The following is a 26,389-nucleotide window of genomic DNA, read 5'->3' on the forward strand; positions in this document are numbered from 1 at the left end:
GGCCATGACCCCTCAGCCCGAAGAGACCCCCGAACCCGGTAGCGACGACGCAGCCGCCGTACTCGCCGCCGCCCGCAAGCGACTGACGGCCGCCCAACGCAAGCGCGAGGACGACCACGCCGAGGTCGACCGCGTCTTCTGGACCGCCGTCCGCGACGAGATCGCCTCCAAGCGCATCCGCCAGGTCGACGCCGCCGACGCCCTCGGCTACACCCGCGAGTACATCCGCAAGAACCTCAAGAGCCTGCCCCTCAAGTAGGAGACGACCACAGGTGGACCTCACCCCGTACGAGAACGAGAGCTGGCTCAACAAGTCCGGCGACGAGATGACCGAGGAGGAGCTGATCCGGGCCGCAGAGGCCCACGACGAGCAGGGCGAGGCCCGGCACGCCGAGCTCTACTTCGGCCTCCGCGTCCGCCGGTTCATCGACCCGGGCTGGGACCCGGACGGCATCCACGGCGACGGCTCGCCCGCCTGCTGACACCCCGGCCGCACCACCACCTCGGTGGTGCGGCCGCCACCCACCCGGCCCGGAGCACCAGCCGATCGAGAAGGACCGTCCGCCATGAACCTTCACTCCGTCAGCCCGACCAACCCCACCTACGTCACCGGGGCCGAGCACTACCGCGTCACGCTCAGCGGCATCCTGCTCCCCAACCACCCGCACTTCGCGCAGATGGAGGAGTTCTTCACCGAACGCCGCCAGCCGGAGGGCTACGGGCTGCTGTTCCTGGAGTCCGAGGAGCACTCGGTCACCCACGCCGGCCCCATCGACCAGGTCCGCGCCTACCAGGCGGCCCCCATCGCCGAGCCCGCCTCCCTGGACCTCACCCAGGGCGTGAACTACGGCGGCTGGCCGCACGGCACCGGCTGGGACGACCTCCTGCCCGCCACCACCTGGAACCCGGCCGGTGAAGGCATCGTGGTCGAGTTCGACCACCCGCTGGGCGGCAAGGTCACCGTCTACGAGTACCTCAAGGACGGCCCCGACGGGACGAAGATCCCGAGGGTGAGCCAGCACTGCGAGCACTGCCACCCCAGCGGCTCGGGCTACGACCACGAGGTCGCCATGGACAACCGCGGACCGCACGACCGGCGCTGGATGGCCCGCAATGCCCGCAAGCACGTCCGCCACCACGCCGAGCGGTGCCGCCCCCAGGACCCCAACCTGATGGAGATCGTCACCGCAGTCGCCAACGAGATGCACGGCACGAGCAACCCGGTGACCAGCTGGGAGTCGCACTGCGCCACCGCTGGGCCGTGCGCGAAGATCCGACACCTGCGCGCAGGCAGGGCCTGAGCCGGTGGCCGACGTCTTCGACGACTGGCCCGCCGACAAGCCGGTGAACACGGCCTTGCTGGAAGCGGCCGAGTCAGGACACCTGCGCTACGACCGCGACCGGTACCCGATCCACGCCGTCCCCAACAGCGTCGTCTACCTGTTCTGGGGTGGCCTGCTCTCGGACGGCCCCGACGGTCCCCAGCTCACCGAGACGGGCCGTGCCCGCCTCGCCCACGAGCGGTCCCTCCGTCCGCCCGAGGGCACCGACAGCCCCGACGACGCGGAGGCGGAGCACCCCCGGCCGGAGCCCGCCGCCCCGCCCACCCCGGCGGCGGACAGCCAGCTCGCCCTGTTCGGCTGACATCCAGTCAGCACCAGGGGATCCGCCGCTGGAGCAGGACGCCTCCACCACTCGGACCCCGTGGCAACTCCGGGGCACCGCAGAAGACTTCGCGGCTACCCCGCCGCCCCCGCGCCACATACCTTCCATGCCCTCGGAGGCCACCATGACCCTGCCCTCGCCCATCACCACCGTCTCGGCCACCGAGCTGGCCCGGATCCTTGCCCAGACCGCGCCCCACCGCGCCGACAGCACGGTGTGGAGCAAGGGAGCCGCCACGCTGCTCGATGTCGTCGAGCTGCGGCTCCACGCCGTCACCACGGACAGGACGGCCATCGCCGTGGGCACCGCCCACCTCCACGAGACCTCCGGCGCCTGGCACGCCGTCCTGCGGGACACCGATGCCGACGCCCTGCACCAGTGGGCCAGCTCGCGCGGCCACGACGAGGACGTCCGCCTGGTCAGCGACGGTCAGCGCCTGGACGCCCACACCGCCGGCAGCGGCCTGCACCTCCCGGTCAGCACCGCATACCCGGTCCTCGACTGGCGAGCCCGCCTCGCCCCCTACCTGCGCAACGCCACCGCCTCTCCGGCCGGCCTCGACACAGACGCCCTGCGCCGGTGGAGCACCAGCGGCGACACCCTCTGGCTCGACGCCACCAAGCCCGCCACCGCGGTCGTGATCAGGGGCGAGCGCTTCGTCGGCCTGCAGATGGCCACGAAGCAGACCGTCCCCGCGATCCGGGTGCCGGGCCCAGACCCGGCCACCCCCCTCGGCAGCGCTCCGGCGCTGCCCCTCCCCGACCGCGACAGCCACCACACCACCCTCTACACCGAGATGCTCAAGCGAGTCATCACCTCGGAGGAGGCTGTCACCGACGCCCGCCAGGCCCAGGACGGGTGGGCGGCGACCGCGCACATCCACGCCGCCGGATCCGCCTACGTCGCCAACCGGCTGCTCGCGGAGCTGGAGCAGTACGACCCCCGCCGCGCCTACCACCTCGCCGCACAGCTCCGCGAGGAACTCGACCTCGGGGAGTTCACCGACATCGCCCGCGAGATCGCCTACCGCGCCGACCTCGACCCGGCCGCCTGGCGGGACGAGTACCGCCGACGCAAGGACGCCTCGCTCAGCCGGACCTGACGACCAGTACCCAGCCAACTCGTGGCGGGTCCAGACGGTTGCGCCCCCCACCCGCCGCCCCGATCCGAGAGGAAGACCGCACCGTGACCGCCACCCCCTCCCAGCCTCTCCAAGGCCCGGCCGCCGCCGACCGGCCCCACCCGGCCCTCCGCTCGCTCGGCGAGGTCGCCGACGCCGTGGCCGACTGGATGGACGGCCGCACCGACGTGCTGACCTGCGCCGCCTTCCACATTCCCACCAACGCGGAGGGCGGCCCGACGGCTCTCCTGGCCGGCCTCAACCGCGCCGGACTGCTCACCCTGGCCTCCCAGTACGGCCAGGACACCCAGTTCGACGGCGACGGCAAGCCGACCACGCGCCGCGCCGCCGTGGTCCTCCTCGTGGCCGACCGCCGCCTGCGCCGCCGCCTGCGCACCCAGGCTCACGCACGCGGGCTGCTCGCCGTCGAGTACCGCTTCCCGCGCTTCACCCGGCTGAGCGGGCTGGGAGGCGTGACGGTCTCGCAGTACGACGGCGAGCCCGACGCCGCCTTCGGCGCCCGACGCGACCGGGCCGACCTGCACCTGCTCCTGCCCGGCGCCGGCCCCGCCGTCCTGCGCCAGGCCGCCGCCCGCCAGCTCACCATCGCCGACCCCGACTGGGGCCGCAACGACCGGCTGTGGCCGCTGCTGTGGCAGTTCGCCGCGCCGGGCCCCGCCGAAAGGACCGAGCCCGTGGAACCCCGCGACCGGCTGATCAATTACGGCGCGAGCGCTCACCTGGACGACGACGTCCTGGAGGAGCTCACCGCCCTGACCGAGGACGCCCAGCTCGACCGGGTTGAGGAGGTTATCCGACAGCTGCCCGTCACCGGCGGCACCCTGGAGCGCGAACAGGTCCTGCGGGTCCTGCAGGCGATGCGGTTCCACCCGCGCACCGGCGACGAGCTGGCGGACCTGCTGGCCGCCTACCACCACGTCGCCGACCTCGCGCTGCACCTCACCGACATCCTGGACACCCTCCACACGAGCCTGGTCCACGGGGTGCCGCCGGACATCGGCCCCGAACTGCTGCGCCGCGCGCTTGCCGTCGCGGTCGCCGCCGGCCCGCTGGAAGGCACCACCTTCCCGCGGGCGTCGGAGGCTCTCCGATGAGCACCGCAGAGACCCGCCGCGCCTTGGCGGCGCTCGGCCTGCCCGAGACCTGCCTGCTGGTCCTGCTCGGCATCAGCGGCAGCGGCAAGTCCACCCTGGCCACGCTGTTCCCGCCCGCCTCCGTGCTCAGTGCGGACAAGCTCCGCGAGATCCTGACCGGCGACCCGGGCAACCAGGCCGTCTCCCGCACGGCGTGGGCGCAGCTCAACGCCCAGCTCGACAGCCGCCTGCGCCACCAGCTGCCCACGATCATCGACGCCGTCAACAGCGAGCAGTGGGTGCGGCTCAGCAGCATCTCCCTCGCCCGCCACCGCGGCGTCCCGGCCGTCGCCCTCGTCGTGGAATCCGACCTTCCCACCGCTCTGGCGCGAAACGCGAAGCGGCCGCCCAGCAGCCGGGTGCCGGACCAGGTCGTCCGCGCGCAGCATGCCGAGCTCGCCCAGGCGCTGCCCGGTCTGATGGAGGAGGGATTCGCTGCCGTCCACCACGCCGGTGACCTCGCCGTGATGTCGGCGCTCGTCGGCGCCGCCGCCCGCCGGGAGGAGCAGTACCCGGCCCTGCACGTCGAGCAGGTCTTCGGCCGGGACCTCGCCCGGGTGTTCACCTGGCACGGCGAGAAGGACGAGGAGGGCTTCGCCACCGGCTCCTTCGCCGTCGCCGGGCAGGAACTGCTCCTGCGGTGGATGGACGACGGCGACCCGTACGACTGCAGCTTCCAGACCCCGGCGGCGCAGCCCTGCCTCTACTGCGAAGGGCCGACCTGGCTGTCCGTGCGCAGCGCCAAGGACCTCTTCGGCGCGATCACCGGCAACAGCGCGGTGGACGCCGTCTGCGTGAACTGCGACTGACCCGCCCGGTGCGGCCCGCCACGGGCCGCACCGCCCACCGCCAGACCGACAACCCCCGTTAGGAACGCCATGAACCCGTTCGTGACCAGCACGATTCTCCCCGGCACCGACGACCGGCTGTTCACGAGTCCTGCTCGTGAAGGGTCATGAGATCCCGTCCGATCCATGTGATCGGGCGGGATTTCTGCTTTCCGGGGGCTTGTTCGAGGTGCTGTGCGATCTCGGTGGGCCTTCGCGGGCGTGGTCCAGAAGTCTGCGGCGTTGGTTCGGGGGTGGCCCAGGGTGCGGTGGGCGTGCCGGGGCTGCCGCTGGGATGGGAGCCAACGGCGACCTGGGGCCGTGCTCTTCGGGATGTGGGCAGACTGCTCGTCAGCCGGGTGGTGGGGGAAGCCCGTTGGTGGTGAGCGGCATCGGGGTGAGCCCGTCGTAGCTCTGACCGTCGTCGGCCTGGATGGGTGCGGGGCTGCTGGTGCGGGTCCAGTCATGCAGGATCTGCAGGTTGATCATGAGGATCATCAGGGCGAGGAGGACGGTCTGGGCGACGCGGCCGTGGGCGAGGCGCTTCCTGGGGTCGGAGATGTCGATCTGGTGGCCCTTGGCCCGGCCGTTGAGGCCCTCGTTGTGCGCCCGGATGGGTTTGTAGGCGTCGTGCCAGGTCGGGCTGAGGTAGGGGCGGTCCTGGCGGAACTTGTCGATCATGCCCAGGTCGCCGGGGTGGACGGTGATCGTCGGCTTGCGGCAGATTCTCGGCAGTTCTTTCGACGGTGGTGGCCGCAGGCGTTCGGCCGGGGTGATCTGAACGGCTGGTTTCGCCGACGGGTGGGCTGTGGTGGAGCGCGTGTTGGTGAGGTCCACGACTGCGGGGACTGCGGCCGTGGGCCGGTGGACGCGGTTGAAACGAGGGCAGGTCACCGAGGGCGAGGGGCCGGCCGCAGGGCACTGCAGGCGGAGGGTCCCGTCGGGGGCCGGTCCCTGCTTGAGTTTGAGGAAGTACGGCTCCCGCTTGGCGAGGCGTTGTTCGAGCACCTCATCGAGGTCACGGACGGCCTTGTCGTCGAGGCCGGTGGTCGCATTGGCCAGCACGTCGGGCATGGCAGGGCAGGCGAGGGTGCCGTCGATGAGGGCGGCGCCGAGGTGGCTTCCTTGGACGCCGCGCTGGTTTTGCTTGTAGTCGAGGGTGAGTTGGTAGCCCATGCGGCGGGCGTGGAGTTGGAAGTGCTCGGTCGTCTGGTCGGTGTAGGCGCGGTCGGCGGCCAGCAGCCCGATGGGCAGGCCGAGGGGGAGCAGGGTGGTGAGCGAGTGGACGGCGTTGGGGCCGATGCGCTTGCCAGGGGTGTCCAGGACCGCCCCGAGGGCGAGCTGGGGGTGCTTGCTGACCCGCTTCCCGGCGCTGGGATGGCCAGCGGTGTGCCGTCGGCTGGCCGCGACCAGGAGCGTCGCGCTGTGGCCGAAGACTCCTTCGTCACTGCCGCCGCTGAAGTGCCAGCCGGCGGTGACTTCGACGGAGGCGAGGTCGCGCAGGTCGCTGGGCTCGTGATGCCAGGCGGGGACGGCGGTGGTGTCGGCGCCGATGTCGCCGCGCCAGCCCTTGAACAGTCCGCGACGCTGGGCGAGGCGCACGGTGACCAGCACCAACCGGTCGCTGATCTCCTGCAGCAGAGCCCGGCGTCGCAGGCGCTCAGCGTCGTTGTCCTCCCAGGCGGCGGCGTGGGCCGCGGCCTCGGCGAGCGGGAGCCTGCGCCTGCGGTCGATCCGGGCGGGGTCCAGGGCCGTGGTCAGACGGTCGAACGAGCGGTAGACGCGGCGGCTGAACGCGTGCCGCGCCCACTGGTCGTCCTGGTCGATGTCGGGGATGGCGAGCCAGCTTCGGGCCAGTGGCTGGAGCTGGTCGAGGAGGATCCGGCAGGCGTCCGCCAGGCTCGCGCTCTGGTTGTAGTGCAGGGACAACAGCAGGCCGACCAGCACGGTGCGAACGGGCAGGCCGTCGGGCCCCGGGCGGCCCGCCAGCTCGCCCTCGATGAGGTCGAGGGCCCCGGAGCGGTGGAGCAGGAAGTCGAGCTGGCCGACCTTGGAGTCCGGGATCTGTGCGGGGGCGTCGGTGACCGGCCGAGGCCGGCAGTGACTGATCTTCTCCGGGTTCCGCCAGGTGCGCGGGACTGTCATGCCGGGCGGCCCCGCAGGAGCCGGATCGCGGTGGAGTCGTCGAGCGGGGGGACGAGGTGCTGGTAGCGGGCCAGGGAGGCGGGGGAGGTGAGCCCTGCGGCTTTGGCGATCAGGTCGTGGTCGATACGGTCGCGCATCAGGTCGACGATCCAGCCGGCCCGCAGCCGGCCGACCGACAACGGGGGCAGACCGGTGGACGGTTGGTGCAGGAGCGACCAGGAGCCGATGAGGTTCTTCGCGTAGGCGGTGGTCCGGCCTGGCCGGAAGAGGTAACGGCCGCCTGCCAGTTCGGCGAGCTCTGCCAGAACCTCCTCCCACGAGGCGCGGGCGGCCACCGGGGTGCGCTCGATCCCGGCATGGATGAGCGGGTGCCTGGGGCCGGGGCGGCGCAGGTCCAGGCCGCGGGTGGCGGCGAGTTCCCTGGGCGTCAGCCCGAAGCCTGCCCCGAGCCCCATCAGCGCGAGCGCGTCCGTGCGCTGTTGTCCGCGAAGGTGCGAAGCCCAGTGCCGAAGTCCGGCCAACTCCTCACTGCTGTAAGGGTTGTGGGGGTTGGCGGGTGCGTGCAGCTTGGGTGGGACGGGCTCGCCCCGGTCCGTCCAGGCCAGTGCGTCACGCACGCGTCGCAGCCAGGTGCGGTAGGTCTGCAGGGACGTGGGCTGCAGCACTCTCACGCGGGACAGTACGAACGCGTCGATGGCCTCCCCCCGAAGCCAGCTGTCCGGATCGCGCGGCAGCCCGTTCGCCTCCGCCCACAGGGCCAGGCCGGCCACCGCGTGCAGGAGACGCTCGACGTCGTAGGGCACCGCCGTGACCGTCGCGGCCACGGCCGAGCGCACCAGGGGCGCGACGTCGTCCCAGGCGGGCGGGGCCTGCCGGGGACGGTAGCGGGCGATCTTCGCGGACGTGTCTGGATCAAGGAGCACGGTCCACGAATACCGGCTGGTCAAGCAGCCGTCAGGAGATTGATCCACTTCAACGGACAGGATGGTGCGGAGATGGTCGGCGGAAGCGCCCGCGTGCGCCCCCCTCGGGATCTGACCGAGGATCCGGAAGCCTGGCCCCATCTGGCCAGCGCCGATGTCGGAGCCGAGGCCGTGCGGGTCATCGCCGGCCGCCTCGCCCGGGCGCTGGCCGAGCGGCGGCTGAGCCTCCGTCAGGCCGCCGCCGGCTCCGGTGTGAACCGGCAGGTGATCGCCGATCTGCTGGCCGGCCGGTCCTGGCCGGACGTGGCGACCGTCGCCCGCCTCGAAGCGTTCACCAGCACGAGGCTTTGGCCGATTGGTATCGGAGTTGAGCGAGACGGAGAGCATTGAGTCTCGATTCCGCCCGGCCGCATGAGCATTCGCGACCAGGGCAAGCTGAAATCGCGCCTCCCGCCGCGAGCCCGTGACACCTCAACTACGCTCGGACATGCGGAAGGCACCTTGTTGGGAGCTCACGCAACCTGGGTGCCGTCGAGCTGATCCCTCGACGGCACCCGCTTGTGACGCCGGCCCGCACGGGCGGCCGGCGAATCCGGTCACCTCATCGCGACCGCCCCGCCGTTGACGTGCTCGACCATCCCGGCCGTGGCGGGTTCCAGGGCGAGAGGTCCCGGTGCGATCCGGAACCAGCCGGGGTGGCCTTCGACGACCTTGCCGTGCTTCGCGAGGGTCTTCAGTCGCGACCGGGTGGTCTCGATCCGCCGGTCGGAGGGGGTCTCGCCGATCGCCACCGCGATGTCGCGCACCTTCATCTCCCGGCCTGCTGTCGTGAGGAAGAGCAGCATCCGGTCGACGGCCTCGTCCAGGTGGATCCCGACCGACGGTGTCCGTGCCGGACGACTCGGCTTCGCCTTCGCTTTGGGCTTCTGCCGGGGCTGAGACGCCGGGGCCGGTTGCGGTTCGGGGTGAAGCTCCGCGGGCTCGGGCCTGGCAGCGGGCCGCTGCCCCGGAATCAGTCCGGCCTCCTCCATGGCGTCCACCGTGGTGCTGGCTTCCTCGTAGGGGGAGTCCTCAGGAAGGGACTGGATCGTCTCCCGAGTGATCGTCAGCCGGGCCAGGCGCTCCTCGGTGACCGTGATCTTCTCCCGCAGCACGGCCATCTCCGCGTGCAGTGCTTCCAACTCGCCACGCGCGACGCCTTCTTGCACGTCCAGCCGCTCGAACAGCGTCGCCATCGCCAGCTCCTGATCCTCGCCGGTGATCCAGGGGTTCTGGCAACCAGAACCCAGCCCAGAGTAGGGCCAGAAGCCAGGACATTGAGCGAAGCTTCCCGACATGGGCTGATATGAGCAGCTTCCATCAGAAGGCGGCATTCGGTGATCCATCGTCAGGCACCGGATGAGCGGATCGGGGCTCCGATGAACACAGGGTTGCCGCCCCTGGCCGCCAAGAGAAGCCAGGAGAACTGCCAAGGTGAGCCTGATGACGACCCGCCGTGTCAGAGTCTGGTGGCATGCTCAGCGGCCATGGATACCCAGCAGTTCTGGCAGCTGATCGACGAGGCCCGCACACGGGTGCCTGCCCCGGACAGGGGCACAGCGGTCGCTGAACAGGCGACCGCACTTCTTGCGCTCCGCCCGCCGCAGGAGATCGTCGCCGCCGAGCAGACCCTGTGGGACCTGATGGCCGACTCGTACAGTGCCCCTCTCTGGGGCGCCGCCTACATGATCAACGGCGGATGCTCCGACGACCTCTTCGACTACTTCCGAGGCTGGCTGATCACACAGGGCCGGGCAACGTTCGAGCGCGTCATCGCCGACCCCGACGCGCTCGCCGAACTTCCCGCCGTACGCGCCTTCGCCGCGGACGGGATCGACATCGAGTGCGAAGAAGCCCTGGTCATCGCCTGGGACGCCCACCAGAGAGCCACCGGGGAGGAACTCCCCCACGACGGCCTCACCATCAACTACTCGGCTCTGGATCCGGACTGGAACTTCGACTTCGACGACGGCGACGAGTTGCGCCGACGGCTGCCCCGCCTGGCAGCGCTCTACGCGTATTGATCAGAAGCTCACATCGCGCACCGGAGACGATCGTCAACGCCGTCACCTCCCGAACCACCGTGCAAGTCGGCTGGAGCCGCTCGCACCCGCTACGACAGGGCGCAGGCGGCGTCCGCCAGGGGCACCTCCGTGTGCCTGGAAGGCCGCCTTGGTCAGCCAGCTCAGGTACCAGTCGCGGAAGTTGACACGGTTCGCTCCGGCTGAGAGCGGTTCGGTGGGGTATTCGTTCGCCCGGGAAACCGACCACAGGGTGTCACGCTCCGGCCCCGTGACGACGAGCCAGGTATACCCACCGCAGCCCTGATGGCTGAGAGGTATCGCCCCTGCGGTCATCTCTGCGCTGAGCGTGTCCCACTCGTCGTCCCAGTCGCGGAACGCCGCGAGATACGACCGCTCGTCAGGAAAGCTCTCCCGGTCGGGTTCGCGGGCGTCGTACTCCGCTTCCCAGCGGGCCCGCTCTTCCACGGACGGGAACGGCCGGTCCAAAAGGGCGTTGTCAGTGCGATGCCCGTACTCGTCGGCCCAGTGCCACCCCCGCTCGTCGTGTCGCAGGACGAAGAGTCCGTAGTGCGGTCCGGCTCCGCCCGCACCCACCTCCAGCAGGAAGGTGCGATAGGCCGAGGGGAAGGAGATCCCGAGCTCTTCCTCGGCTGCCGTCACCTCGGCCTCACTGAGAGGCGGCTCCAACTGGAACTCATGCCCGAACCCCCGTTCGGCACCGAAGACCTTCTCCCGGAACGGTGCTGCCCGTAGGCCCAGAACCTGCTCACGCACGCCCGGCCAATCCACCTCTGACTCCGTCACCTGCCACCTCCGCGTCTTGCTCGTCACTGGTCACTGCTCTGGCCGTGTGAGCTTTCGGCCTGCAGCACACCTTTGCGTGCCACCAGCGAACTGAGTCTGGCCTGGCGCCCCGGCCACCAGCGACTCGGTTTTCGGGAAGCGATCACTCTCCATTCGGGAAGCGATCTTAGGCTGCCCCCTGCGGGCCCTGGTCAGCCCCACTCGTGAACACCCGGACGACCGCCAGGTCAGCTACTCGGTGCGTGAACTCGCCAAGGCCCGCAAGCCGATCGCCATCGAGGTCCCGGGCCACGGCCAGGAGGCCACCGCCGTCCGCTACCACCCGGAGAGCGACCCGGTCACCGAGGCGCTCGCCGCCTCCGCCGTCCGCCACGCCTACTCCGACCTCCCGGCCGTCGGCACGCTCATGCTCGACTCGGCGACCGAGTACCACCTCTGGCAGCAGGCCATCGCCGCCGACCGCCGTACCCCCGGCATCGTCGCTCCGGACCGGCTGCGCCAGCACGAGTACTCCTACCTGTTGGCGCGCGGCGTCGCGCTGGACGTCGTGGCCCTCCAGAGCCAGGGCGACATCCACAGCGCCGCCCAGTGCGCCCGCGCCGCCAACGAACTGCGGCGCCTGGACGGCATCGGCGCCGTTCCGCAGGAGACCGCCCGGACCTGGCTGCGGGCCACCTACCACGAGCGGCTGCTTCGCGGCCCCCACGCCTGGGACTGCCCCGGCGGCTGCGGCGGCGACGGGATCGTCATGACCTACGACTACGAGGACGGCGTCATCGTCCACCAGGAGCCGGACGAGTGCGACCGCGGCTTCCGCGCCGATCCCGACCCGGACGAGAGCGTGCGCGACGGCGCCGGTCAGGGCGTCCACGACGGACAGCACCACGTCGGCCTCGGCGTATCCGGGGCGGACGACCCGTGGGCCTCGACGCGGCGCTGAACGCCCGCCGAGACCCCAGCCCGAGCCTCCGGCGCTCCGGATTGGCTCACCGCCGCTCGCGGTGGCCGGCGCCGGCCTCTTCGTCGCACAGCTCGGACAGCTTCGCGACCTGCTCGAACAGCGCCTCGATGATCCGCTCCTTGCGCTTCTGCCGCTTCAGGCCATCCGCGGTGTCGATCGCCTCCAGCACGATGCCGTCCACGGCGTGCGTCAGGTGCCGCAGTCCGGCCGTCGTGAGCATCAGCTGGCTCAGCGGTTCCAGGTCCTTGGCTGCCGCCGGTGCGTACTTCGTCGGCCGGGGGCCGTCGCGCTCGACGATGCGCTTCTCGGTCAGCCGCAGGCCGGCAGCCACCACCCGGGCCAGGTGGACGCTCTGCGGCGGCACTCCGGCAGTGTCGGCATCGGCCGGCCGGGGCCAGGCATCGCCGGGGAAGCCGACCACGCTCACGCCCAGCAGCTCCAGGATCTCCCTGGTGCACGAGCGCGGCTGGGCGACACCCTTTTCGTCCAACGGCAGGACGTCGAACTCGTCGCTCTCCTCCGCCCCCATCGTCCAGGCCGGGAAGTGCCGGACCACGGTGACGTCCGGGCCGAACTTGCGCACCGCGGCACGCACCAGGCTCTCCGCCGAGTTGATCAGGCCCGCGCCGAGCATCAGGTCCGTGGCGATCACCAGGAAGCTGCCGTCCTTCGTCGGCCAGACCCGTAGCCGTACGTGGGTGCGGTACCCGTTGATGTTGGGGAAGTACCACGCGTGATCATCCCGAACCGGGGTCAATCGCGACAGGACAGGCAGAACAACCTCGGACACAGCGCGATCCCTTCGCCGCAGACATAACTCACTCAGTGATCACGCTAGCCAGTCCGTTTGTCCCAGCACCGGCGAACGCTGGAACCGCCGCGCCGAAAGGAGGAGGCGGCGCGCAGGACCGAGGACTGACGGGCGTCGCGCGAACCCCAACTGCCCTGTCCCCCACGGATGGTGGTCGTCCGATTAAGAGGAAACGTTCTCCACCGTTGCCGTGTCTCATGAGACAGGGGCCCTGGTTGGCACTGGGCGAGAGGGACGGGACGGCATAGGGTCGGCGCTGTGACCGATCCCCAACTGACTGAGACACTCCACGCCTTCTTCCGGACCCTCCAGCAGGGCGAGGTCAGAATCGGAACGGTGACCGGCTTCGACGGGCACGAGGCCGTCGTAGACCTTGAGGCGACCCCGGCGCCGCATCACTCGGTGGGGCGTGTCCTGCGGGGTGAACTGTCCTGGAAGCGGACGGAGGACCCGTCGGACGCCTTCCAGGTCGGGCAGGAGGTCGAGGTCGAGGTGATCGGCGTCGACTGGCGCAACGAGCGCGTCATGCTCTCGGCCCAGGCATGTGAGGACCGGGCTCTGCGGAACTTTCTCGTGGGTATCCAGCGGGGTTCGGTTGTGACCGGGACGGTGGAGAGCGTCCATAATTTCGGGGTATTCGTCCATCTCGACGGCGAGCCGGCCGGCCACTGCACCGGCTTCATCCGGGGACCTGAGCTGACCTGGTCACACATCAATCACCCTTCGGACGTTGTCGAGGTGGGCCAGCGAGTCACAGCGAAAGTCTTCATCGCCGAGACCCGGCGCGGACAGGTGTCCCTTTCGCTGAAGGCCCTTCAGGAAGACCCGTTCATCCGGTTCGCCGATCGGGCGGGCGAGGTGGTATCCGGCCGCATCACCAAGCTGATCCCCTTCGGCGTCTTCGTACGCGTTGCCGAGGGGATCGAGGGTCTCGTGCACATCTCTGATCTTTCCGACAAGCCGATCGTGTCTCCCGAAGAGGTCGTCCAAGAGGGCGACGAGATCCTTGTGAGGATCGCCGAAGTCGACCTGGAAAGGCATCGCGTCAGGCTGACGCCTGCTGCGGAGGGGTTGTAGGCCGACAGCGGACTACTGCTGGCGGGCAGCGTCGAGGGCCACGACGCTGTCGGTCCGTGATTCGAGGTGTTCCCGCAGGGCCTGGTTGTCGAGGTGGAGCGCGGCGATGACGGTGGCCGCAGCATCGAGTCGGCACTGGAGCTGACTGCGTTGACGCTTCAGCGACTTCAACTCGATCCGGAGCAACTGGAGTTCGTCTTCCCTGCGTGCCTCGCCAGGGGTGCGGGCGCCGCTGGCGGCCGTGCGTTGGTCCCACTCAGCGAGGATGCCGTGCGCCCGGTTCATCGTGGCTCGGCTAACGTCGGCCTCCTTGTAGAGGTTCTCCTTCATCAGTCGTCCGTCGGTGCGGGTGGGGCGGCCTGCGAGGAGTCGCTCCATGGCGGCGCGGAGGGCCTTGGCGGCCCGGGCGGAGACGTGGTCCGTGTTGGGGGTGACGAGAGTCGGTCCGGTCATTTGTCGGCCCTTCGGGTGACGGAGCGGACGTCGTTGAGCTGTTGGTTGAGTTGGTCGCGGCGGCAGGGGGCGATCTTGGGCGTGTCCAGAAGGGTGAGCAGGCTGGTCTCCTCGCTCCGCCAGATCTTGAGGTGCTCGGGAGTGATGACGCTGTTGGTGCAGCGGCCTGGCTGGCAGCGGTCGATCAGCGGGCCGGTGTGGCCGGGGGGAGTGATCGCTTCTTCGACGCATTTCGCGCCGGCTGGGTTGGTCTGGTCGAAGGTGCAGTGGTTGAGCTTGCCGAAGCGCAGGGAGATCCGGGCTTTGTGCAGCAGGTCATATTCGATGCGCTTATCACCGGTCTTCGCGCTGCGGTTCGCCTCGACGGCCGCCTTCCTCACGGCGTCGAAGGTCTCGGTGAGCTTCTCGGCGCCGGGGCCGTAGCCGATCGTCTGCCCCTCGTGGTGCTGGTCGTAAAGGTCACGCAGGCGTGTGAAGCGGGCCGCGTCGATCGCGGTGTCCAGCAGGCGAGCCCAGCGGGAATCGGAGGCCGCGTAGCCCTGGGTGGAGCGGTTGGCCAGCGCTCGCACCGCCGCGTGCTTGAGCTGTAGGCCCAGGGCGATCTCCGTGCCGGGCTCCGTGCCGACCAGCATCGACATGGTCTTGCGGAACTGGTGTGGCGAGATGTGGTCCTGGGGGATCTCCGCCAGTCCTGTGTTCTCACGGTGGGCGTTGACATGCTGGATGAACTGGTCGATGAGGTCCTGGCTGTGGGTGAACCGGTCAGCGACGTCGGGTAGGCCGGGATCGGCGAAGACCAGCTCGGGGTGGAGGGCGAGCTCCTCGGCAACCACAATTGCCCGCGCGACCGGATCTGTGATCCACCAGTGCTCCAGCGGCCGGCCCGGGTCCTGCTTGCGCTTGCGGGAGACGACCGCCGGGGCGCCGTAGAACTCCGCGACGCAGCCGCCTCGGGCGATCTCTCGGATTTCACTGTCACGCATCATCGAGAGCGCCGCCACGAAGATGTAGCAGGCGCCCCGCAGAGCGCGACACTCGTGCTCCAGCCCGCGCGCTTCCAGTCGGCGGTGCCAGGGCCCTCGGGACCCGTCTGGGCGGCCCACCACCGCGAGTTCACCGATGCGGCTGGCAGGAGCTGGGTGGTCCGGCTGAAGGAGAACGTCGCGGGCTCGGATGATGTCCGCCGAGAACGTGTCGATGTAGGTCCAGGCGGCTTTGACCAGCGGGAACCAGGCTTCGGGGCGGATGTTCGGGGTGGTGAGTTCGCTGGTGTCGCGCGTGTCCTTGGCGATGGCCCGCCGTGACCGCCCTGGCCACGGGTCCGGTGCCAGGCCGCCGCCGGTCAGGGCCGGGGACAGGCCGTGCAACAGCCGAACGGCCTCGACGTAGTGGCGGACCGCTGCCGGGGACCGCATCTGTCGCTTGTCGGCGATGAAGCGGTGCATGTCGCCGGCCGTCCACCGGGCCGGGTGGGGGCTCAGGCCGTCCTGGTGGGCCCAGCCGATCAGGGTCCGCAGCCCGGAGAGCAGCCTCTGCACCGTTTTGAGGTCCACCGGAGCGCGGCTCAGTTCGGCTCCGATGTTGATCAGCGCGGGGTGCTGCGGGTTAAGCAGCGCCATGAGCAGTTCCCGGGTGCGCAGGTTCCAGCTGTCGGGGAACGAAGTGAAGACGGCGACCCAGTGCCCGGGGGAGGTATTCGCGGGGCGTCGGACGGCGGCGAACGGCCACCGATCGGTGCGACCGAACGTTGGAACATCGACGCCGGCCAGCAGCGGCCGCCCGCGGAAAACCGGCTCATCGGGGTGGAACAGCTTCGACTCAGGAGGCGGCCCGGCATGGGGGAACTCGCATCCGAAGGCTGAGGTCATGAGTCGAACTCCACGTGTGATGAGAGCGGCAGCTGCAGTCGAAGGTCCTGGTCGGCGACCTGTCGGCGGGCCTGCTCAAGGTCAGTGGGAGAGGCGTCGGCCAGCACCGCCCGCAGGTTCGCGCGGCTCTGCCCCCAGGTCTGGTGGAAGACCCGGGGGTCCAGCCGGGCCGCCAGTCTCTCCAAGTGGTCTGAGAAGAGCAGGAGTTGGGGGAGGTTCGAAGGCAGGATGAATGCGTTGCGGCACTCTAGGCAGCGCAACGGGGCGACCGCGCAGAGTTCTCCAGCCGGGCTGTAGGGGGAGTCGTAGGGGTTGCGGCAGCTGCTGACGCCCATGTCCAGTTCTCCTTGCCGGATCTCTTCGGCCTCGTCGGCGCTGATCCCGAGGCCGTCGAGGACCTCTGGGTCGTCGAGCCGCGGGGCTGATTCGCTGTCCAGCACCACCGGTCCTTCCAGGGCTCGTGCCAGCCAGGTCTGCTGGGCCTTGGTGATGGTGTGTCCCGCCATGACCCGCAGGGTGGTTCCGTGTGCGTAGTGGCCCCAGAAGACCTGCTCGGTGTGGTCGTCGGCGGCGTCGCTGACCACACCTCGGAAGGCGATGACCTTCTCGACCTTCGTGCTCTTCCTCAGCCGGCGGATGTCGATCTTCCCTGCGAGGGTCACGCCGCTGTGGCGTACCCACGCCCCGAAGACGCCCCCTGGTCCCTCTGCGTCGAAGGGCCGGATGACCAGCTCTCCCTGCTGGCGGAACGCGTTCGCCTCCTTGACGACCTCTGCCCTGGTGAACAGGTAGGGCGACTTGGCGCGACTGCGGCACCGGGCGCCGGCCGTCACGTCCATCAGCTCCCGAAGGATCTCCGAGGTGTTCAGTCCGGTGCGGTCCGGATGCATCACCTCGGTCCCCTCCCTCTGGGGGTCCCGGAATTCTCGGAAGCGGACCTTGTGCGCGCGGCGCTTGACCAGCCGCAGGCGTACTCCGCCGGGGACGAACTCGGTCTCGTCCTCGGTCAGGTAGGTGACTTCTTCCGGGGCGTGTCCGGTCGCGGCGACCAGCAGCACCCGGAACGACTGCAGGTCGAGGTTGCTCGGATAGATCAGGGAGGTCAGCTCGACGGTCAGCTGGAACGCGACCTGGGTCTCGGTGAGACTCCTCCCGACGTCCGGAAGGGCCTCCATCAGGGCCTGCGGCCACTGGCTCTGCGGGGGCAGGTTTGCCCAGATCTCGGCTGGCGACACCAGTGCTTCGGACAAGCCGAACACTAGGTTGGCCGGGTCCAGCCAGCCCCCAGATCGGGGATCGGTGCCGCATGCGATCAGCTCGCGTCCCCGCTCCAGCCGCTTCTTGAGGCTGCGGATGTCGGCCCAGGCTGCCCGCACCAGCCGACGCTTCTCCTCCCGGGTGAACTCCTCCAGCTCCTTTCTCCCTCCGCTCGACAGTGGGACCGGGTTCGTTGCCAACCGCTGGACGGCAGGGGCTAGTTGGCGTTCAGGGTGCTGGCCGCGGAAGCGGATCAGCGCCCGCAGGGACGCTCCCACCGCATAGGGTGATCTCGATCCCTCCTCGTACTGTTCGGGCAAGGTCTGCCACCAGGCCCGGATGCAGGCGCTGACGTCCGGCTCCACCTGGGCCAGGGAGCACGCGCCGGCTCGCTGGCCGGCCGTCTGGTCCACGAAGGCGCACAACGCCAGGATCGCGCTGCGGTAGACGCCCACCCCTGTGTGGTGAGGCTGTTTCAGCTCGATGTAGTCGGCCAGCTCGGTGGCCAGCTCGTCGGCCAGCCGGCGGCAGGCGAATCCCGTGGTGTCCAGCACCAGGCGTCTCTGGTGACCACGGGTGTCCGTCAGATCCCACTGCCAGAGCCCGCCCAGTTGCCGAGGGTGCTCGGTGGCCGGCTCTTCGCCGAAGTCCCTTGTCCGCTCCAGCCGCCTAGGCAATGCGCTCGCCGTCCAGGAGCTGGATCGCGATGTCGGCGTAGGAGGCGCCGTCGCTGTCTGCCCAGGCGCGAAACGCCTCGTCGATGTAGTTCATCGGGTCCTCCAGGTAGGCGAGGTACTCGTAGGTCGTGCGGGGACTCGCATGGCCGAGGGCCCGCTGCACGACCAGCAACGGGTTCATCGAGATGTGTTCGGCCAGAGTGACCAGCGGCCGCCGGTCGGCCCGCCGCAGTTCGCGTTCGATCAGCACTTCGGTCAGGTGCTTCAAAAGCCGCAGGGCGAAGGTGTGGCGTAGGTCGTGGAAGCGCCATGGCTTGCGGGGCAGCACGGGTGCCTGCCCGTGCTCGGCGAAGGCGATCATCCGCTCCCAGGCGTGACGCCGGATCCGGTCCCAGGACGAGGCGCTGAGCATCAGCCCGCCCTGGCCAAGGAAGACCGCCATCGCCTCCAGGCCGCCGGGGCACTCGCGCACCGTGATCTGCCGCAACCCAGCCGGCATGGCGGCCATGGTGAAGGTCCGGCGCCGGCCACCGAGAACTCCCGAAAGGCGCCCGCGGCCCTGGTCGACGGAGTCGACGACGAACAACTCGCGGTGCTGGCGGGCAAGCCGGCAAGCCGCCTTCTCGACGATCTCCGCCCGCTCCAGCAACGCGTAGGTATCGACCAGGTCCAGCGGCGCCGCCGGGACATGCGCCTCCCGGCGGCGGCCGAACTTCGCGCATGCCTGCAGAGTGAAGTCCGCCGGCCCGCCCGGCCGACGGGCCAACTCGGGCAGCAGCACCGTCGACCACTCCCGCTTGCGCATGCCCGTCATCAGTGCCAGTTCTGCCGCCGCCCGGTTGCGATGCGGGAAGCCGCCCCGGAAGGCGACATCGACTTCTCCGTCGGGGCGCTGCCCGCCCAGGCCGACATCGCGGAGGAACAAGTACTGATCCAGTGACAGGTGCCGCACCTGCAACCCATGGAGCAGCCCGGTGCCGTAAGCCTTCGGCATGCGCAGCGGCCCCCGCCGCAGCAAGCCGACCTCGGTCATCCAACGGAACAGACCGTTGATCGTCGATGCCTCCCGGTCCCACGTCACCTGGTCGATCGGGACCGGCTGCAACTCCAGCCGCTGGCGCCGGTAGGCCAGCAGATCACCCTCACCCACTGAGAACAGATCCCGGTCCCGCGTCGCGAGATAGTCGGCCAGCCGCAGGGCGACGTACGCGTACGAGCGCATCGTGTCCGGCTCCCGCCCGAGATACGCCAGATACCGAAACCAGGAGAACAGTGGCTCCACTGGGCGCATGTCCGCGCCCAGGACCACCGGCATCCCATCCGGGATCACCCGGTGGTCCAGCAACGCCACCGCCCCCGACGCCGCGTCGGGCAGCCCCTCGCCGTACCGCTCGACGAGAGAACGCTTCACGAAGTACAGGTCCAACTTCCCTCCCTGGAACATCAACCAGAAGAGAGAAGAACAGGGCTGCGTGCGAACGAGCTAGAGATCAGAGATCAAACCACTCGTTGCAGTGAGACATCTGCAAGCTATGGAGAGATGAAACGGGAAACCCGCCAAGTGCCCTTCCCTGGCCGGTCGGCGCACGGTGAAATGGAGCCATCCCCGCTCGAACCGCCGGATCCCGGCGGCCGCAGCGATCCCCAAGACACGAAGGGCAGTACACGACCATGAGTATCCTCGCCTCTCGCGCCCGCTTGGCCCTCAACCCCGAGGGCACCGAAGCCCGCTACGGGCACGACCAGGTGATCCGCGGAGTCGTCACGTCGTTCGGCTACGGCCACCGCCCGCTGGCCGGCGGCCGCGAGGACCGGTGCGCCCGGCCCGACTGCCGGCACGTTCCGCGCGCGGACCTGTGCGTGGACGCCACCGTCCACTACCGCAACCCGCACACCGACCCGAGGATGCGGGAGATGACGGGCCTGGACGACGAGGTGCTCCAGCACGTCCTGGACACCCCTGGTGCCGTCGGCAGCATCGACGCGGCGGTCGCCTTCGCCGCCAACCTGCTGCGTGACGTGGCCAACCGCAAGATGCGGATGGTCAGGGTCGCGGTCGGCTGCGTCGGCGGCCGCCACCGCTCCGTCGCGATGGCTGAGGAGATCGCCCACCAGCTCTGGCTCCGGCACGGCTTCACCCTCGACGTCGAGCACCTGGACGTTCGACGCCCGGTCATCCAGCCCTGAGCCGGCACCGCACCTGGCCGCCCCCGGCGGCGGCCCCGCGCGACCGGCCGGGCGAGTGCGTCTTCTGCCTCATCGTGGCCGGCAGGGCCCCGGCGCGGGTCGTCCGGCGCTGGCCCGACGCACTGGCCCTGCATCCCCTCGGACCGGTCACGCCGGGGCACCTGCTGGTGATCCCCGTGCGGCACGCCACGGACTTCACGTCGGACCCCGACATCAGCGCGTTGGTGATGCGCCGGGCCGCCGAGCTTGCCGTCCCGCCCTGCAACGCGATCAGCAGCGCCGGGGCGCTGGCCACCCAGACCGTCTTCCACCTGCACATCCACGTCCTGCCTCGCTCCGCCGCCGACGGCCTGCTGATGCCTTGGAGCGACCCGGGAGGGCCGGATGAACTCCGGTCGTCCGGATGCGGCTGCCGCGTCGAGTAGCCGACGTGCCGTCAGTTCAGTGGTGGTGCAGCAGAGTTGCACGTCAGAGGCTCTTCCCAAAGTGGAGAACTTTACGTACAGTTAGGCGTACGAGAAGTTCTCCACTTTCGGGAGGGAACCCCCATGCCCCTGCACTTCACCACCGGACCCGACGCCCAGCGCGGCGGCCTCGACATCACCTTCAACCTCCCCTACAAAGAAGCCCTCACCGTCGGCCCCGCCGACGCCGACGAACTCGCGAACCTCCTCCACACCGCCCTGTGGGGCCTGAGCGTGCTGCGCACCGGCAAGGACCACCGGCTCGACGAGAGCGAGGACCAGGTCCAGCCCATCACCGCCGACGACTGGCCCGGTCTGATCAGCCACCTGGAGACCGCCCGCACCACCCTGCTGACCGGCATCACCGCAGCGGCGATCCGCGCCCACCACACCTCCGGAGGCAGCATCGGACACCTCGCACGCGCCATGGACACCGCCCGCTCCACCGCCCAGGCACGCCAGGACAAGGTCCTCAAGCACCCGGCCGGCGATTGGGAGACCTGGGCCGCGCAGCCGGCCGAGCCGCACCCGGACATCCGCGACGGCTGGTCCTACACCATCGACCTCCACCCGGAGGAGGCCAAGCACGTCGGCTTCGAGGCCCAGCAGTTCGCGGACTGGATGGACACGGCCCTGTGGGGCCTGGTCATGCTGCGCACAGGCGTCAACCCGCGCGCCGAGGGGGGCGCCCGCCCCGCCGGGCCGGACGACTGGTACTGGGTCTTCGTCCACCTGGTGCACCGGCTGGAGCCGCGCATCAGGGGCATCACGGACGCCGCCGTTCGCACCCACGCCGGGATGGGCGGCACCGTCACCGACCTGGCCGTCGCGATGGGCGTGCCCACCAAGACCGCCCAGAAGCGGCGCGAGAAGATCGTCAAGGAGTTCCCCGGCGGCTGGGAGCGATGGGCCCTCATGGGCGGAACCCAGGGCGGCGACCACACCGAGGAGGACGCCGCCAACCCGGCCTTCCACGTGCCGCTGCCGGCCCACGTCACCCAGGTCGTCGAGATCGCCGCCAAGGACGGCCGGGTCGGCACCACCTGCACCTGCGGCTGGACCTCCGAGGGCCGCACGGTCGACACCCTCAAGGCGGCGCAGTGGGGCGAGACCCACAAGCAGGAAATGGCCGTGAAGGACACCACCCTCTCGCGGCGCTGATTCCCGGGGCGGCCGCGATTCCTTGGCCGGACGGCGGCCGCCCCGGACTCCACGACCCGATCAGACCTGATCAATGGACAGGAGTACCGCCATGCTGCACCACACCGCACACGCTGTCACCCCGCACGACGCCGCCACCACCATGGCCGCCGTCTTCGTCGCGCTCTACACCGCCCACCAGATCGGCGACCACTGGGTGCAGACGTCCTGCCAGGCCGCAGAGAAGGGCCTGCGGGGCTGCGCCGGCCGTTGGGCCTGCTCCAAACACGTCGCCACCCTGACCGCCACCAAGTTGGCGCTGCTGGTCCCGGTCGCGCTTCTGCTCGACCTGCAGATCACCGTGCTCGGCGCGACCGTCGCCCTGGCCGTCGACGCCGGCACCCACTGGTGGGCGGACCGCCGCTCGACCCTCGCCTGGCTCGCCAAGGTCACCGACAAAACCGAGTTCTACACGCTCGGCACGCCCGCTCACCCGGAGCACCCCATCACCACCGAAGGCAAGTACGCGCCGACCCTTGGCACCGGCGCATACAGCCTGGACCAGGCATTCCACGTCTTCTGGCTGCTGGTCGCCTCCGTCATCACGGCCACCGTCTGATGACCGCCGCCCCCTCCCCTGTCAGGTGCGCCCTCGCAGACAACCCGCCGCAGCACTGACCGAGAAGACCCCGGGGCGGCACGGTGCCGGCGGGCACCAATACGATCCCGCAGGGTCGGCCGGAAGCAGAGCAGAAGCCTCCGGCCGGCCCCGCATCAGCAGCCGTAGAAGCGCAGGATCTCGGCCGAGGCGGGGTCGGCGGCTGTCAGGAGCTCTGTTCCACCGCGCCGAGCGTGGTCGAGCACCAGCGGCGGGATGCCGCGGTCCAGCGGCGTGACGGTCATCCGGCCTGGCGCCTGCCCGGTGTAGGTCACCTGGGCTGCCCGGGGGAAGGCGTCATCGGAGGCGTACGGGCTCAGATTCAGGCACTTGCCCGGCCCGCCGAGCTCGCGGTGATAGCGGTCCATCGGCTCCGGGAAGACGTACGCGGAGGTGCTCGGTGCAGCTGCCGTCAGGGCGAGCATCCCGGCCAGCGCGACGGCGACGTGCCACCAGCGCACGTTGAACCGGCGCAGCAGCCACCACGCGAGGGGAAAGGACACTCCTGCGGCCAGGAGTGCCGCTCCGGCCTGCACCGCCATCGCTGCGGCTCGGTGGTTGTGCCAGAGCCGCGAGTCAAGGACGAAGGAGAATGAACCGACGCCGGCGAGCAGGGCAACCGACCCCGCCAGCGAGGCGGCCAGCATGGTGGATCCCTTGTTCTCCTCCGTGCCCATTCCCCGCAGTCCGATGTTCTGAGCCACCGTTCCCCCTCGATCTGCCACGTACCACTCGACCTGCACGTACGGCCAGGGTCGTCGGGGCGACGTCGTATCCCCGGATGCCGGACCACGGCCGCCCGAGGATGGTCGAGCTTTCGCCCTCAGGACGGGCGACATGCGACCAAAACTGTAAAGCAGCTTGCCATGTCAACCAGATTTACAGCATGCTCGTTCCTGTGAGCACGCAACTCGACAAGGCTCTGACCGAGCTGAGGACCTGGTCCGCACCCGGCCGCCGGGCCGCACTGATCGCCGCCGCCTGGGACGCGGGAGAGACCAACGTCTCCGCGCTCTCCGAGGCCGCCCGCGTCAGCCGGCCCACGGTCTACGCCGACCTGCGGTCCCAGGGCATCGACCCTGACCACCGCCCCGCCAAGGAGAACACCATGCTCAGCCCCGTGATTCTGGAAGGCTTCACTGGACTCAACCTGGACGGCCAGGAGGCCAAGCTGTTCCAGGAGACCGTCTACCGCCACATGCAGGAGCACCCGGGCGACAGCAGCGGCGACGAGGCTGGCCGCCTGATCGGCCTGATGGACGCCTTGCGCGACTACAACTCCCTGCGTCCCCGGCTCCAGGAGGAGCGGGTCGCCCGCGAGGAGCGCGACCGGGCACTGCACCTGGTCGAGGTCCGCTGGGAAGCGCTGAAGACCGCGGCGAACTGGCTCGCCGCGCACCACGACTACGTGGTGACCGTCGACGACGCCCGGATCGCCATCGACATGTGGGAGGACAGGGCGGCTGGCGCGGCCGGCGTGCCCTTCCGGCAGGAGCACCTGCACCAGCAGGCCGCGTACCAGCAGATCCTGGCAGCCGGGCATCCCGCGATCGAACCCCTGACCATCGACCCGGCTGCCGAGGCCGCCCGCCTCCGGGCGAACCTGGAGCAGGCGACCGGGCACCGGCGCCGCCTGGCCGCCGAGACCGTCGCCCTGGCAGGACAGGGCGACAGCCGCTGATGCAGTCACCGGCGCCCGAGCCATGTCCGGGCGCCGGTGGAGTCAAAGAAGGCGACCCATTCAGCCGCAAGTGTAAAGCCACTTGACATGTAAAGTGGATTTACAGGAGACTTGTTCCGTGACCATGCACTCCGATTCGGCCCCGGCCGGCCTGCGGACCTCGACCGCCGAGCGCGGCACCAGCAACACCATCAACAAGGAGGGGGAGTGATGGGACGCCAGGACTACAACAAGGGACTCGCCGACCTGCGCGACCTGCGCGCCGAACTCGCCGCCGCCGAGAAGACCGTGGCTGCCGCATCCGCCGCACGAGACAAGCTGCGCGACCAGCGGGCCCGCAAGGTGATGCAGACCGCCGCCGCATTCGAGGGCGCGAAGGCGGACGCGATCGCGAAGGCCGCAGGCATGTCGGTCGGCGAAGTCGTCGAGATCGCCCCCCTGCTGGACCCCACTCCCGCCGAACTGCGTTCCGCCCCACCCGCGCAGCCCGAGCCGTCCCCGGCGGTCACCCCGCAGCCCGAGCCGTCGCGGCCCGCTGCCGAGGAAGCGGCACCCGCCGTTGCGGCGGAGGTAGTCGCCGTTCCTCCGGCCCTCGACCGCGACGCCGGCACCCCCGAGGCGGCCGCCGCCCCGGAACCCGGCGACGAGCTCCAGGTCCCCGAGCCGCAGGCTCTGCCTGTCGAAGAGCCCCCGACCGCCGAGTCCCCCGAGCACCCGGCGCCGGCCGACACCGTACTCGTCTTCCGTGAGCTGCCGACGATCCCGGCCGGCTCCCAGGGAGCAGCGTTCACCCGCCTCGATCCCCACCTGCTCTCCGAGCGCGCGGTGTTCAACCACAGCCTGCGCAGCATGGTCTTCCTGGACGCCGCAACCGGCGAGATGACGCTCAAGGGGCAGACCGTCCGGGTCCAGCTCGGCGCCCGTACGCCCGGTGAGATCCTCGATGCCGTGCAGGCCGCAGCCCCGGGCACCCGACGGATCTACGTCACGAACGGTGCGCCCTGGCACCTCGGCGCCGAGCGCTTCCCGACGCTGACCAGCGCGGTGACCTGGTGGCTGAACACTCCCTCCCCGCGTTGGACCACGGCCGTCGGCCGTGGGCGGGACACAACGGCGGGCCACTTCGTCCACGAGCGCCACCCCGTAGGCCGCTACGTCCGGGTGAACGCCCAGCCCGAGGACATGAGCGTCGAGATCCTGTCGGCGGGGCAGTGGTTCGACACCGGCGGGGCCGACGTGGCCGTCGTTCGCCAGGCCTTCCTGTTCATGTACGAGGCGATCCGTGCGAACAAGGGATGGGAGAAGCAGGTTCTCCTCGGGTTCCCGTCGGCGACCGCGTTGGACCTGTGGCGGCACACGCTTCCGAGGAGGGGGATCTGGGAGAACGGCTATCCGGTGATGAGCACGGAGCTGCGCGAGCTGATGCACGCGACGGCCGGCCAGGGCCGCACCGAGCTGATCCTGCCGCCCCGGGTTCCGGCGGTGCTGCCCTCGCTGATCGAGTACGACCGAATCTTCGCGTACGCCAAGCACACCTGGAAGAGCGGTGTCGGGGCTCCGTCCCGGCTCACCCGGGCGGCCTTCGCCGCGCTCTCCGAGCAGGAGCAGGACAACGCGTTGATGGCCCCCTCGCACTGGAACATCAAGGTCACCGTCCCGTCCGGGTGGCAGCACATCGGCCTGCTGCCCGCACCGGTTCCCGGGGAGCGGTCCTGGGACTACCCGGCGCGGCCCGGTACGACCTTCACCACCTGGGCCAGCGGCCCGGAGGTGGTCATCGCGCGCGCCCGCCAGTGGCACGTCGAGGTCCTCGACGGGCTGGTGTGGAAGTCGGGATCGCCGCTGAAGGAGTGGGCGGAGAAGTTGAAGGCGACGTGGGCGGGGCTGGCGGCGCAGGCGCAGCTCAACAACGATCCGCGCCTTCGCCAGGCGTACCACCTGGCCTCTCGGGGGATCCGTTCGATTCTGCTGTACGGGATCGGCGCCTTCGCGCAGGGTCCGACGCTGAACTCCGGCTTCACCGCCCCCGGCCAGCCGGTTCCGGACGGCGTGGAGATCCTGACCCAGGACGCGAACGGCATCACCTGGCAGCACCTCAGCCACACGGCGAGCGACCCCCACCCGAACTGGTCCGCCGGGGTCTGGGGAGCAGCACGCGCAGCTCTGGAGGAGCTGGTGATGAAGGAGAAGGACGAAACACTTGCCACGGTCGGGGCACTCCACGTGCCGCCCGGCACGGTGGTCGCCTTCCGGACCGACGCGATCTACCTCACCCAGGACCCGGGCTGGCCCTCGCGCGGTGTGCCCGGCGACTACCTGCTCAAGGGGATCCTGCCCGGGCCGGTCCCCACACCGACCACGGTCGAGGAACTGCTGGTCCTGCGCGACCGAGGCCGGGCCCACCTGGCCCAGCAGGCTGCCTGACGACACCCGCCGCCGGGCCCGGGCCGACCG

Annotated in this window: 27 protein-coding genes; 17 read left to right on the plus strand and 10 right to left on the minus strand. The window is 70.2% G+C overall.

Annotation, left to right across the window (positions count from 1 at the left end; all coding sequences use genetic code 11):
- Positions 1-4 precede the first annotated feature (4 nt).
- From ACIRPK_RS26560 to ACIRPK_RS26590, 7 genes are all read left to right on the plus strand, one after another.
- On the plus strand, positions 5-259 hold the full coding sequence (locus ACIRPK_RS26560) for a hypothetical protein (RefSeq protein WP_402878869.1): 255 nt from the start codon (positions 5-7) through the stop codon (positions 257-259).
- Between the two features lie 13 nt (positions 260-272).
- Positions 273-482, plus strand: coding sequence for a hypothetical protein (locus ACIRPK_RS26565; protein ID WP_403042528.1), 210 nt, complete (start codon positions 273-275; stop codon positions 480-482).
- An 84-nt stretch (positions 483-566) separates the two neighbouring features.
- Positions 567-1,301, plus strand: coding sequence for a hypothetical protein (locus ACIRPK_RS26570; RefSeq protein ID WP_402878770.1), 735 nt, complete (start codon positions 567-569; stop codon positions 1,299-1,301).
- Positions 1,302-1,305: 4 nt separating this feature from the next.
- A complete protein-coding gene (locus ACIRPK_RS26575; RefSeq protein WP_402878772.1) occupies positions 1,306-1,644 on the plus strand; it encodes a hypothetical protein in 339 nt (112 codons plus the stop codon).
- A 127-nt stretch (positions 1,645-1,771) separates the two neighbouring features.
- Positions 1,772-2,767 (plus strand): hypothetical protein, encoded by a 996-nt coding sequence (locus tag ACIRPK_RS26580; RefSeq protein ID WP_403042531.1) that lies wholly within the window; start codon positions 1,772-1,774, stop codon positions 2,765-2,767.
- Between the two features lie 83 nt (positions 2,768-2,850).
- On the plus strand, positions 2,851-3,900 hold the full coding sequence (locus ACIRPK_RS26585) for a DUF6919 domain-containing protein (RefSeq protein ID WP_403042533.1): 1,050 nt from the start codon (positions 2,851-2,853) through the stop codon (positions 3,898-3,900).
- Positions 3,897-4,748 (plus strand): AAA family ATPase, encoded by an 852-nt coding sequence (locus ACIRPK_RS26590; protein ID WP_403042536.1) that lies wholly within the window; start codon positions 3,897-3,899, stop codon positions 4,746-4,748. Before ACIRPK_RS26585 ends, ACIRPK_RS26590 begins: the two co-directional genes overlap by 4 nt.
- A gap of 369 nt (positions 4,749-5,117) precedes the next feature.
- On the opposite strand, the gene ACIRPK_RS26595 is transcribed toward ACIRPK_RS26590, so the two are convergent.
- Together ACIRPK_RS26595 and ACIRPK_RS26600 are read right to left on the minus strand one after the other, a co-directional pair.
- Positions 5,118-6,911, minus strand: a complete 1,794-nt coding sequence (locus tag ACIRPK_RS26595) for a hypothetical protein (RefSeq protein ID WP_403042538.1) — start codon at positions 6,909-6,911, stop codon at positions 5,118-5,120.
- The gene (locus ACIRPK_RS26600; RefSeq protein ID WP_403042541.1) at positions 6,908-7,834 is read right to left on the minus strand and encodes a hypothetical protein; all 927 of its coding nucleotides are present in this window, start codon (positions 7,832-7,834) and stop codon (positions 6,908-6,910) included. Before ACIRPK_RS26600 ends, ACIRPK_RS26595 begins: the two co-directional genes overlap by 4 nt.
- A 39-nt stretch (positions 7,835-7,873) precedes the next feature.
- Here ACIRPK_RS26600 and ACIRPK_RS26605 point away from each other — a divergent pair, with 39 nt between their 5' ends.
- Positions 7,874-8,224 (plus strand): helix-turn-helix domain-containing protein, encoded by a 351-nt coding sequence (locus ACIRPK_RS26605; RefSeq protein WP_403042544.1) that lies wholly within the window; start codon positions 7,874-7,876, stop codon positions 8,222-8,224.
- 206 nt (positions 8,225-8,430) lie between these two features.
- Here ACIRPK_RS26605 and ACIRPK_RS26610 read toward each other — a convergent pair whose 3' ends face one another.
- Complete coding sequence (locus ACIRPK_RS26610) at positions 8,431-9,069, minus strand: hypothetical protein (protein WP_403042546.1); 639 nt, start codon at positions 9,067-9,069, stop codon at positions 8,431-8,433.
- A 291-nt stretch (positions 9,070-9,360) separates the two neighbouring features.
- Here ACIRPK_RS26610 and ACIRPK_RS26615 point away from each other — a divergent pair, with 291 nt between their 5' ends.
- The gene (locus ACIRPK_RS26615) at positions 9,361-9,897 is read left to right on the plus strand and encodes a DUF4240 domain-containing protein (RefSeq protein WP_403042548.1); all 537 of its coding nucleotides are present in this window, start codon (positions 9,361-9,363) and stop codon (positions 9,895-9,897) included.
- Positions 9,898-9,939: 42 nt separating this feature from the next.
- Here ACIRPK_RS26615 and ACIRPK_RS26620 read toward each other — a convergent pair whose 3' ends face one another.
- A complete protein-coding gene (locus ACIRPK_RS26620; protein ID WP_403042551.1) occupies positions 9,940-10,701 on the minus strand; it encodes an SMI1/KNR4 family protein in 762 nt (253 codons plus the stop codon).
- 238 nt (positions 10,702-10,939) lie between these two features.
- On the opposite strand from ACIRPK_RS26620, the gene ACIRPK_RS26625 reads away from it, so the two are divergent.
- A complete protein-coding gene (locus ACIRPK_RS26625) occupies positions 10,940-11,641 on the plus strand; it encodes a hypothetical protein (protein ID WP_403042554.1) in 702 nt (233 codons plus the stop codon).
- Between the two features lie 46 nt (positions 11,642-11,687).
- Here the strand turns inward: ACIRPK_RS26625 and ACIRPK_RS26630 are convergent, their stop codons facing one another.
- The gene (locus ACIRPK_RS26630; RefSeq protein ID WP_403042556.1) at positions 11,688-12,419 is read right to left on the minus strand and encodes a hypothetical protein; all 732 of its coding nucleotides are present in this window, start codon (positions 12,417-12,419) and stop codon (positions 11,688-11,690) included.
- 312 nt (positions 12,420-12,731) lie between these two features.
- Here ACIRPK_RS26630 and ACIRPK_RS26635 point away from each other — a divergent pair, with 312 nt between their 5' ends.
- Entirely contained in the window at positions 12,732-13,550 is an 819-nt protein-coding gene (locus tag ACIRPK_RS26635; RefSeq protein ID WP_402878822.1) for a S1 RNA-binding domain-containing protein, read from the plus strand.
- 12 nt (positions 13,551-13,562) lie between these two features.
- Here the strand turns inward: ACIRPK_RS26635 and ACIRPK_RS26640 are convergent, their stop codons facing one another.
- The 4 genes from ACIRPK_RS26640 to ACIRPK_RS26655 all read right to left on the minus strand — a co-directional run bounded on the left by ACIRPK_RS26640 (position 13,563) and on the right by ACIRPK_RS26655 (position 19,231).
- Positions 13,563-14,003 (minus strand): hypothetical protein, encoded by a 441-nt coding sequence (locus ACIRPK_RS26640; protein ID WP_403042559.1) that lies wholly within the window; start codon positions 14,001-14,003, stop codon positions 13,563-13,565.
- Positions 14,000-15,871: a hypothetical protein gene (locus tag ACIRPK_RS26645; protein ID WP_403042562.1), complete on the minus strand. Its 1,872-nt coding sequence runs from the start codon at positions 15,869-15,871 to the stop codon at positions 14,000-14,002. The genes ACIRPK_RS26640 and ACIRPK_RS26645 overlap by 4 nt, the downstream gene beginning before the upstream one ends.
- A complete protein-coding gene (locus tag ACIRPK_RS26650; protein ID WP_403042564.1) occupies positions 15,868-17,682 on the minus strand; it encodes a hypothetical protein in 1,815 nt (604 codons plus the stop codon). Before ACIRPK_RS26650 ends, ACIRPK_RS26645 begins: the two co-directional genes overlap by 4 nt.
- A gap of 115 nt (positions 17,683-17,797) precedes the next feature.
- Positions 17,798-19,231 carry a hypothetical protein gene (locus ACIRPK_RS26655; RefSeq protein ID WP_403042566.1) on the minus strand — a complete coding sequence of 478 codons (1,434 nt, stop codon included), beginning with the start codon at positions 19,229-19,231 and terminating at the stop codon, positions 17,798-17,800.
- Positions 19,232-19,476: 245 nt separating this feature from the next.
- Here ACIRPK_RS26655 and ACIRPK_RS26660 point away from each other — a divergent pair, with 245 nt between their 5' ends.
- The 4 genes from ACIRPK_RS26660 (at position 19,477) to ACIRPK_RS26675 (ending at position 22,215) form a co-directional block, all read left to right on the plus strand.
- A complete protein-coding gene (locus ACIRPK_RS26660; RefSeq protein WP_402878782.1) occupies positions 19,477-19,992 on the plus strand; it encodes a hypothetical protein in 516 nt (171 codons plus the stop codon).
- The gene (locus ACIRPK_RS26665; RefSeq protein ID WP_403042696.1) at positions 19,989-20,417 is read left to right on the plus strand and encodes an HIT family protein; all 429 of its coding nucleotides are present in this window, start codon (positions 19,989-19,991) and stop codon (positions 20,415-20,417) included. Before ACIRPK_RS26660 ends, ACIRPK_RS26665 begins: the two co-directional genes overlap by 4 nt.
- A 123-nt stretch (positions 20,418-20,540) precedes the next feature.
- A complete protein-coding gene (locus tag ACIRPK_RS26670) occupies positions 20,541-21,617 on the plus strand; it encodes a hypothetical protein (RefSeq protein WP_403042568.1) in 1,077 nt (358 codons plus the stop codon).
- 91 nt (positions 21,618-21,708) lie between these two features.
- Positions 21,709-22,215: a transcriptional regulator gene (locus ACIRPK_RS26675; protein WP_403042570.1), complete on the plus strand. Its 507-nt coding sequence runs from the start codon at positions 21,709-21,711 to the stop codon at positions 22,213-22,215.
- A 155-nt stretch (positions 22,216-22,370) separates the two neighbouring features.
- Here ACIRPK_RS26675 and ACIRPK_RS26680 read toward each other — a convergent pair whose 3' ends face one another.
- On the minus strand, positions 22,371-22,958 hold the full coding sequence (locus ACIRPK_RS26680) for a hypothetical protein (RefSeq protein ID WP_403042573.1): 588 nt from the start codon (positions 22,956-22,958) through the stop codon (positions 22,371-22,373).
- A 194-nt stretch (positions 22,959-23,152) separates the two neighbouring features.
- Here ACIRPK_RS26680 and ACIRPK_RS26685 point away from each other — a divergent pair, with 194 nt between their 5' ends.
- On the plus strand, positions 23,153-23,935 hold the full coding sequence (locus ACIRPK_RS26685; protein ID WP_403042575.1) for a hypothetical protein: 783 nt from the start codon (positions 23,153-23,155) through the stop codon (positions 23,933-23,935).
- A 210-nt stretch (positions 23,936-24,145) separates the two neighbouring features.
- Positions 24,146-26,359 carry a hypothetical protein gene (locus ACIRPK_RS26690; RefSeq protein ID WP_403042577.1) on the plus strand — a complete coding sequence of 738 codons (2,214 nt, stop codon included), beginning with the start codon at positions 24,146-24,148 and terminating at the stop codon, positions 26,357-26,359.
- Positions 26,360-26,389: the final 30 nt, after the last annotated feature.

Origin of the sequence: Kitasatospora sp. NPDC101801, from assembly GCF_044766665.1 — a bacterium.
Lineage (GTDB): Bacteria > Actinomycetota > Actinomycetes > Streptomycetales > Streptomycetaceae > Kitasatospora.

Bases quoted from the DNA above. Each gene is read 5' to 3' on its own strand.
- ACIRPK_RS26560 (WP_402878869.1), top strand. From the start codon at position 5: ATGACCCCTCAGCCCGAAGAGACCCCCGAACCCGGTAGCGACGACGCA.
- ACIRPK_RS26570 (WP_402878770.1), top strand. From the start codon at position 567: ATGAACCTTCACTCCGTCAGCCCGACCAACCCCACCTACGTCACCGGG.
- ACIRPK_RS26580 (WP_403042531.1), top strand. From the start codon at position 1,772: ATGCCCTCGGAGGCCACCATGACCCTGCCCTCGCCCATCACCACCGTC.
- ACIRPK_RS26590 (WP_403042536.1), top strand. From the start codon at position 3,897: ATGAGCACCGCAGAGACCCGCCGCGCCTTGGCGGCGCTCGGCCTGCCC.
- ACIRPK_RS26595 (WP_403042538.1), bottom strand. From the start codon at position 6,911: ATGACAGTCCCGCGCACCTGGCGGAACCCGGAGAAGATCAGTCACTGC.
- ACIRPK_RS26610 (WP_403042546.1), bottom strand. From the start codon at position 9,069: ATGGCGACGCTGTTCGAGCGGCTGGACGTGCAAGAAGGCGTCGCGCGT.
- ACIRPK_RS26615 (WP_403042548.1), top strand. From the start codon at position 9,361: ATGGATACCCAGCAGTTCTGGCAGCTGATCGACGAGGCCCGCACACGG.
- ACIRPK_RS26640 (WP_403042559.1), bottom strand. From the start codon at position 14,003: ATGACCGGACCGACTCTCGTCACCCCCAACACGGACCACGTCTCCGCC.
- ACIRPK_RS26645 (WP_403042562.1), bottom strand. From the start codon at position 15,871: ATGACCTCAGCCTTCGGATGCGAGTTCCCCCATGCCGGGCCGCCTCCT.
- ACIRPK_RS26660 (WP_402878782.1), top strand. From the start codon at position 19,477: ATGAGTATCCTCGCCTCTCGCGCCCGCTTGGCCCTCAACCCCGAGGGC.
- ACIRPK_RS26670 (WP_403042568.1), top strand. From the start codon at position 20,541: ATGCCCCTGCACTTCACCACCGGACCCGACGCCCAGCGCGGCGGCCTC.
- ACIRPK_RS26675 (WP_403042570.1), top strand. From the start codon at position 21,709: ATGCTGCACCACACCGCACACGCTGTCACCCCGCACGACGCCGCCACC.
- ACIRPK_RS26690 (WP_403042577.1), top strand. From the start codon at position 24,146: ATGGGACGCCAGGACTACAACAAGGGACTCGCCGACCTGCGCGACCTG.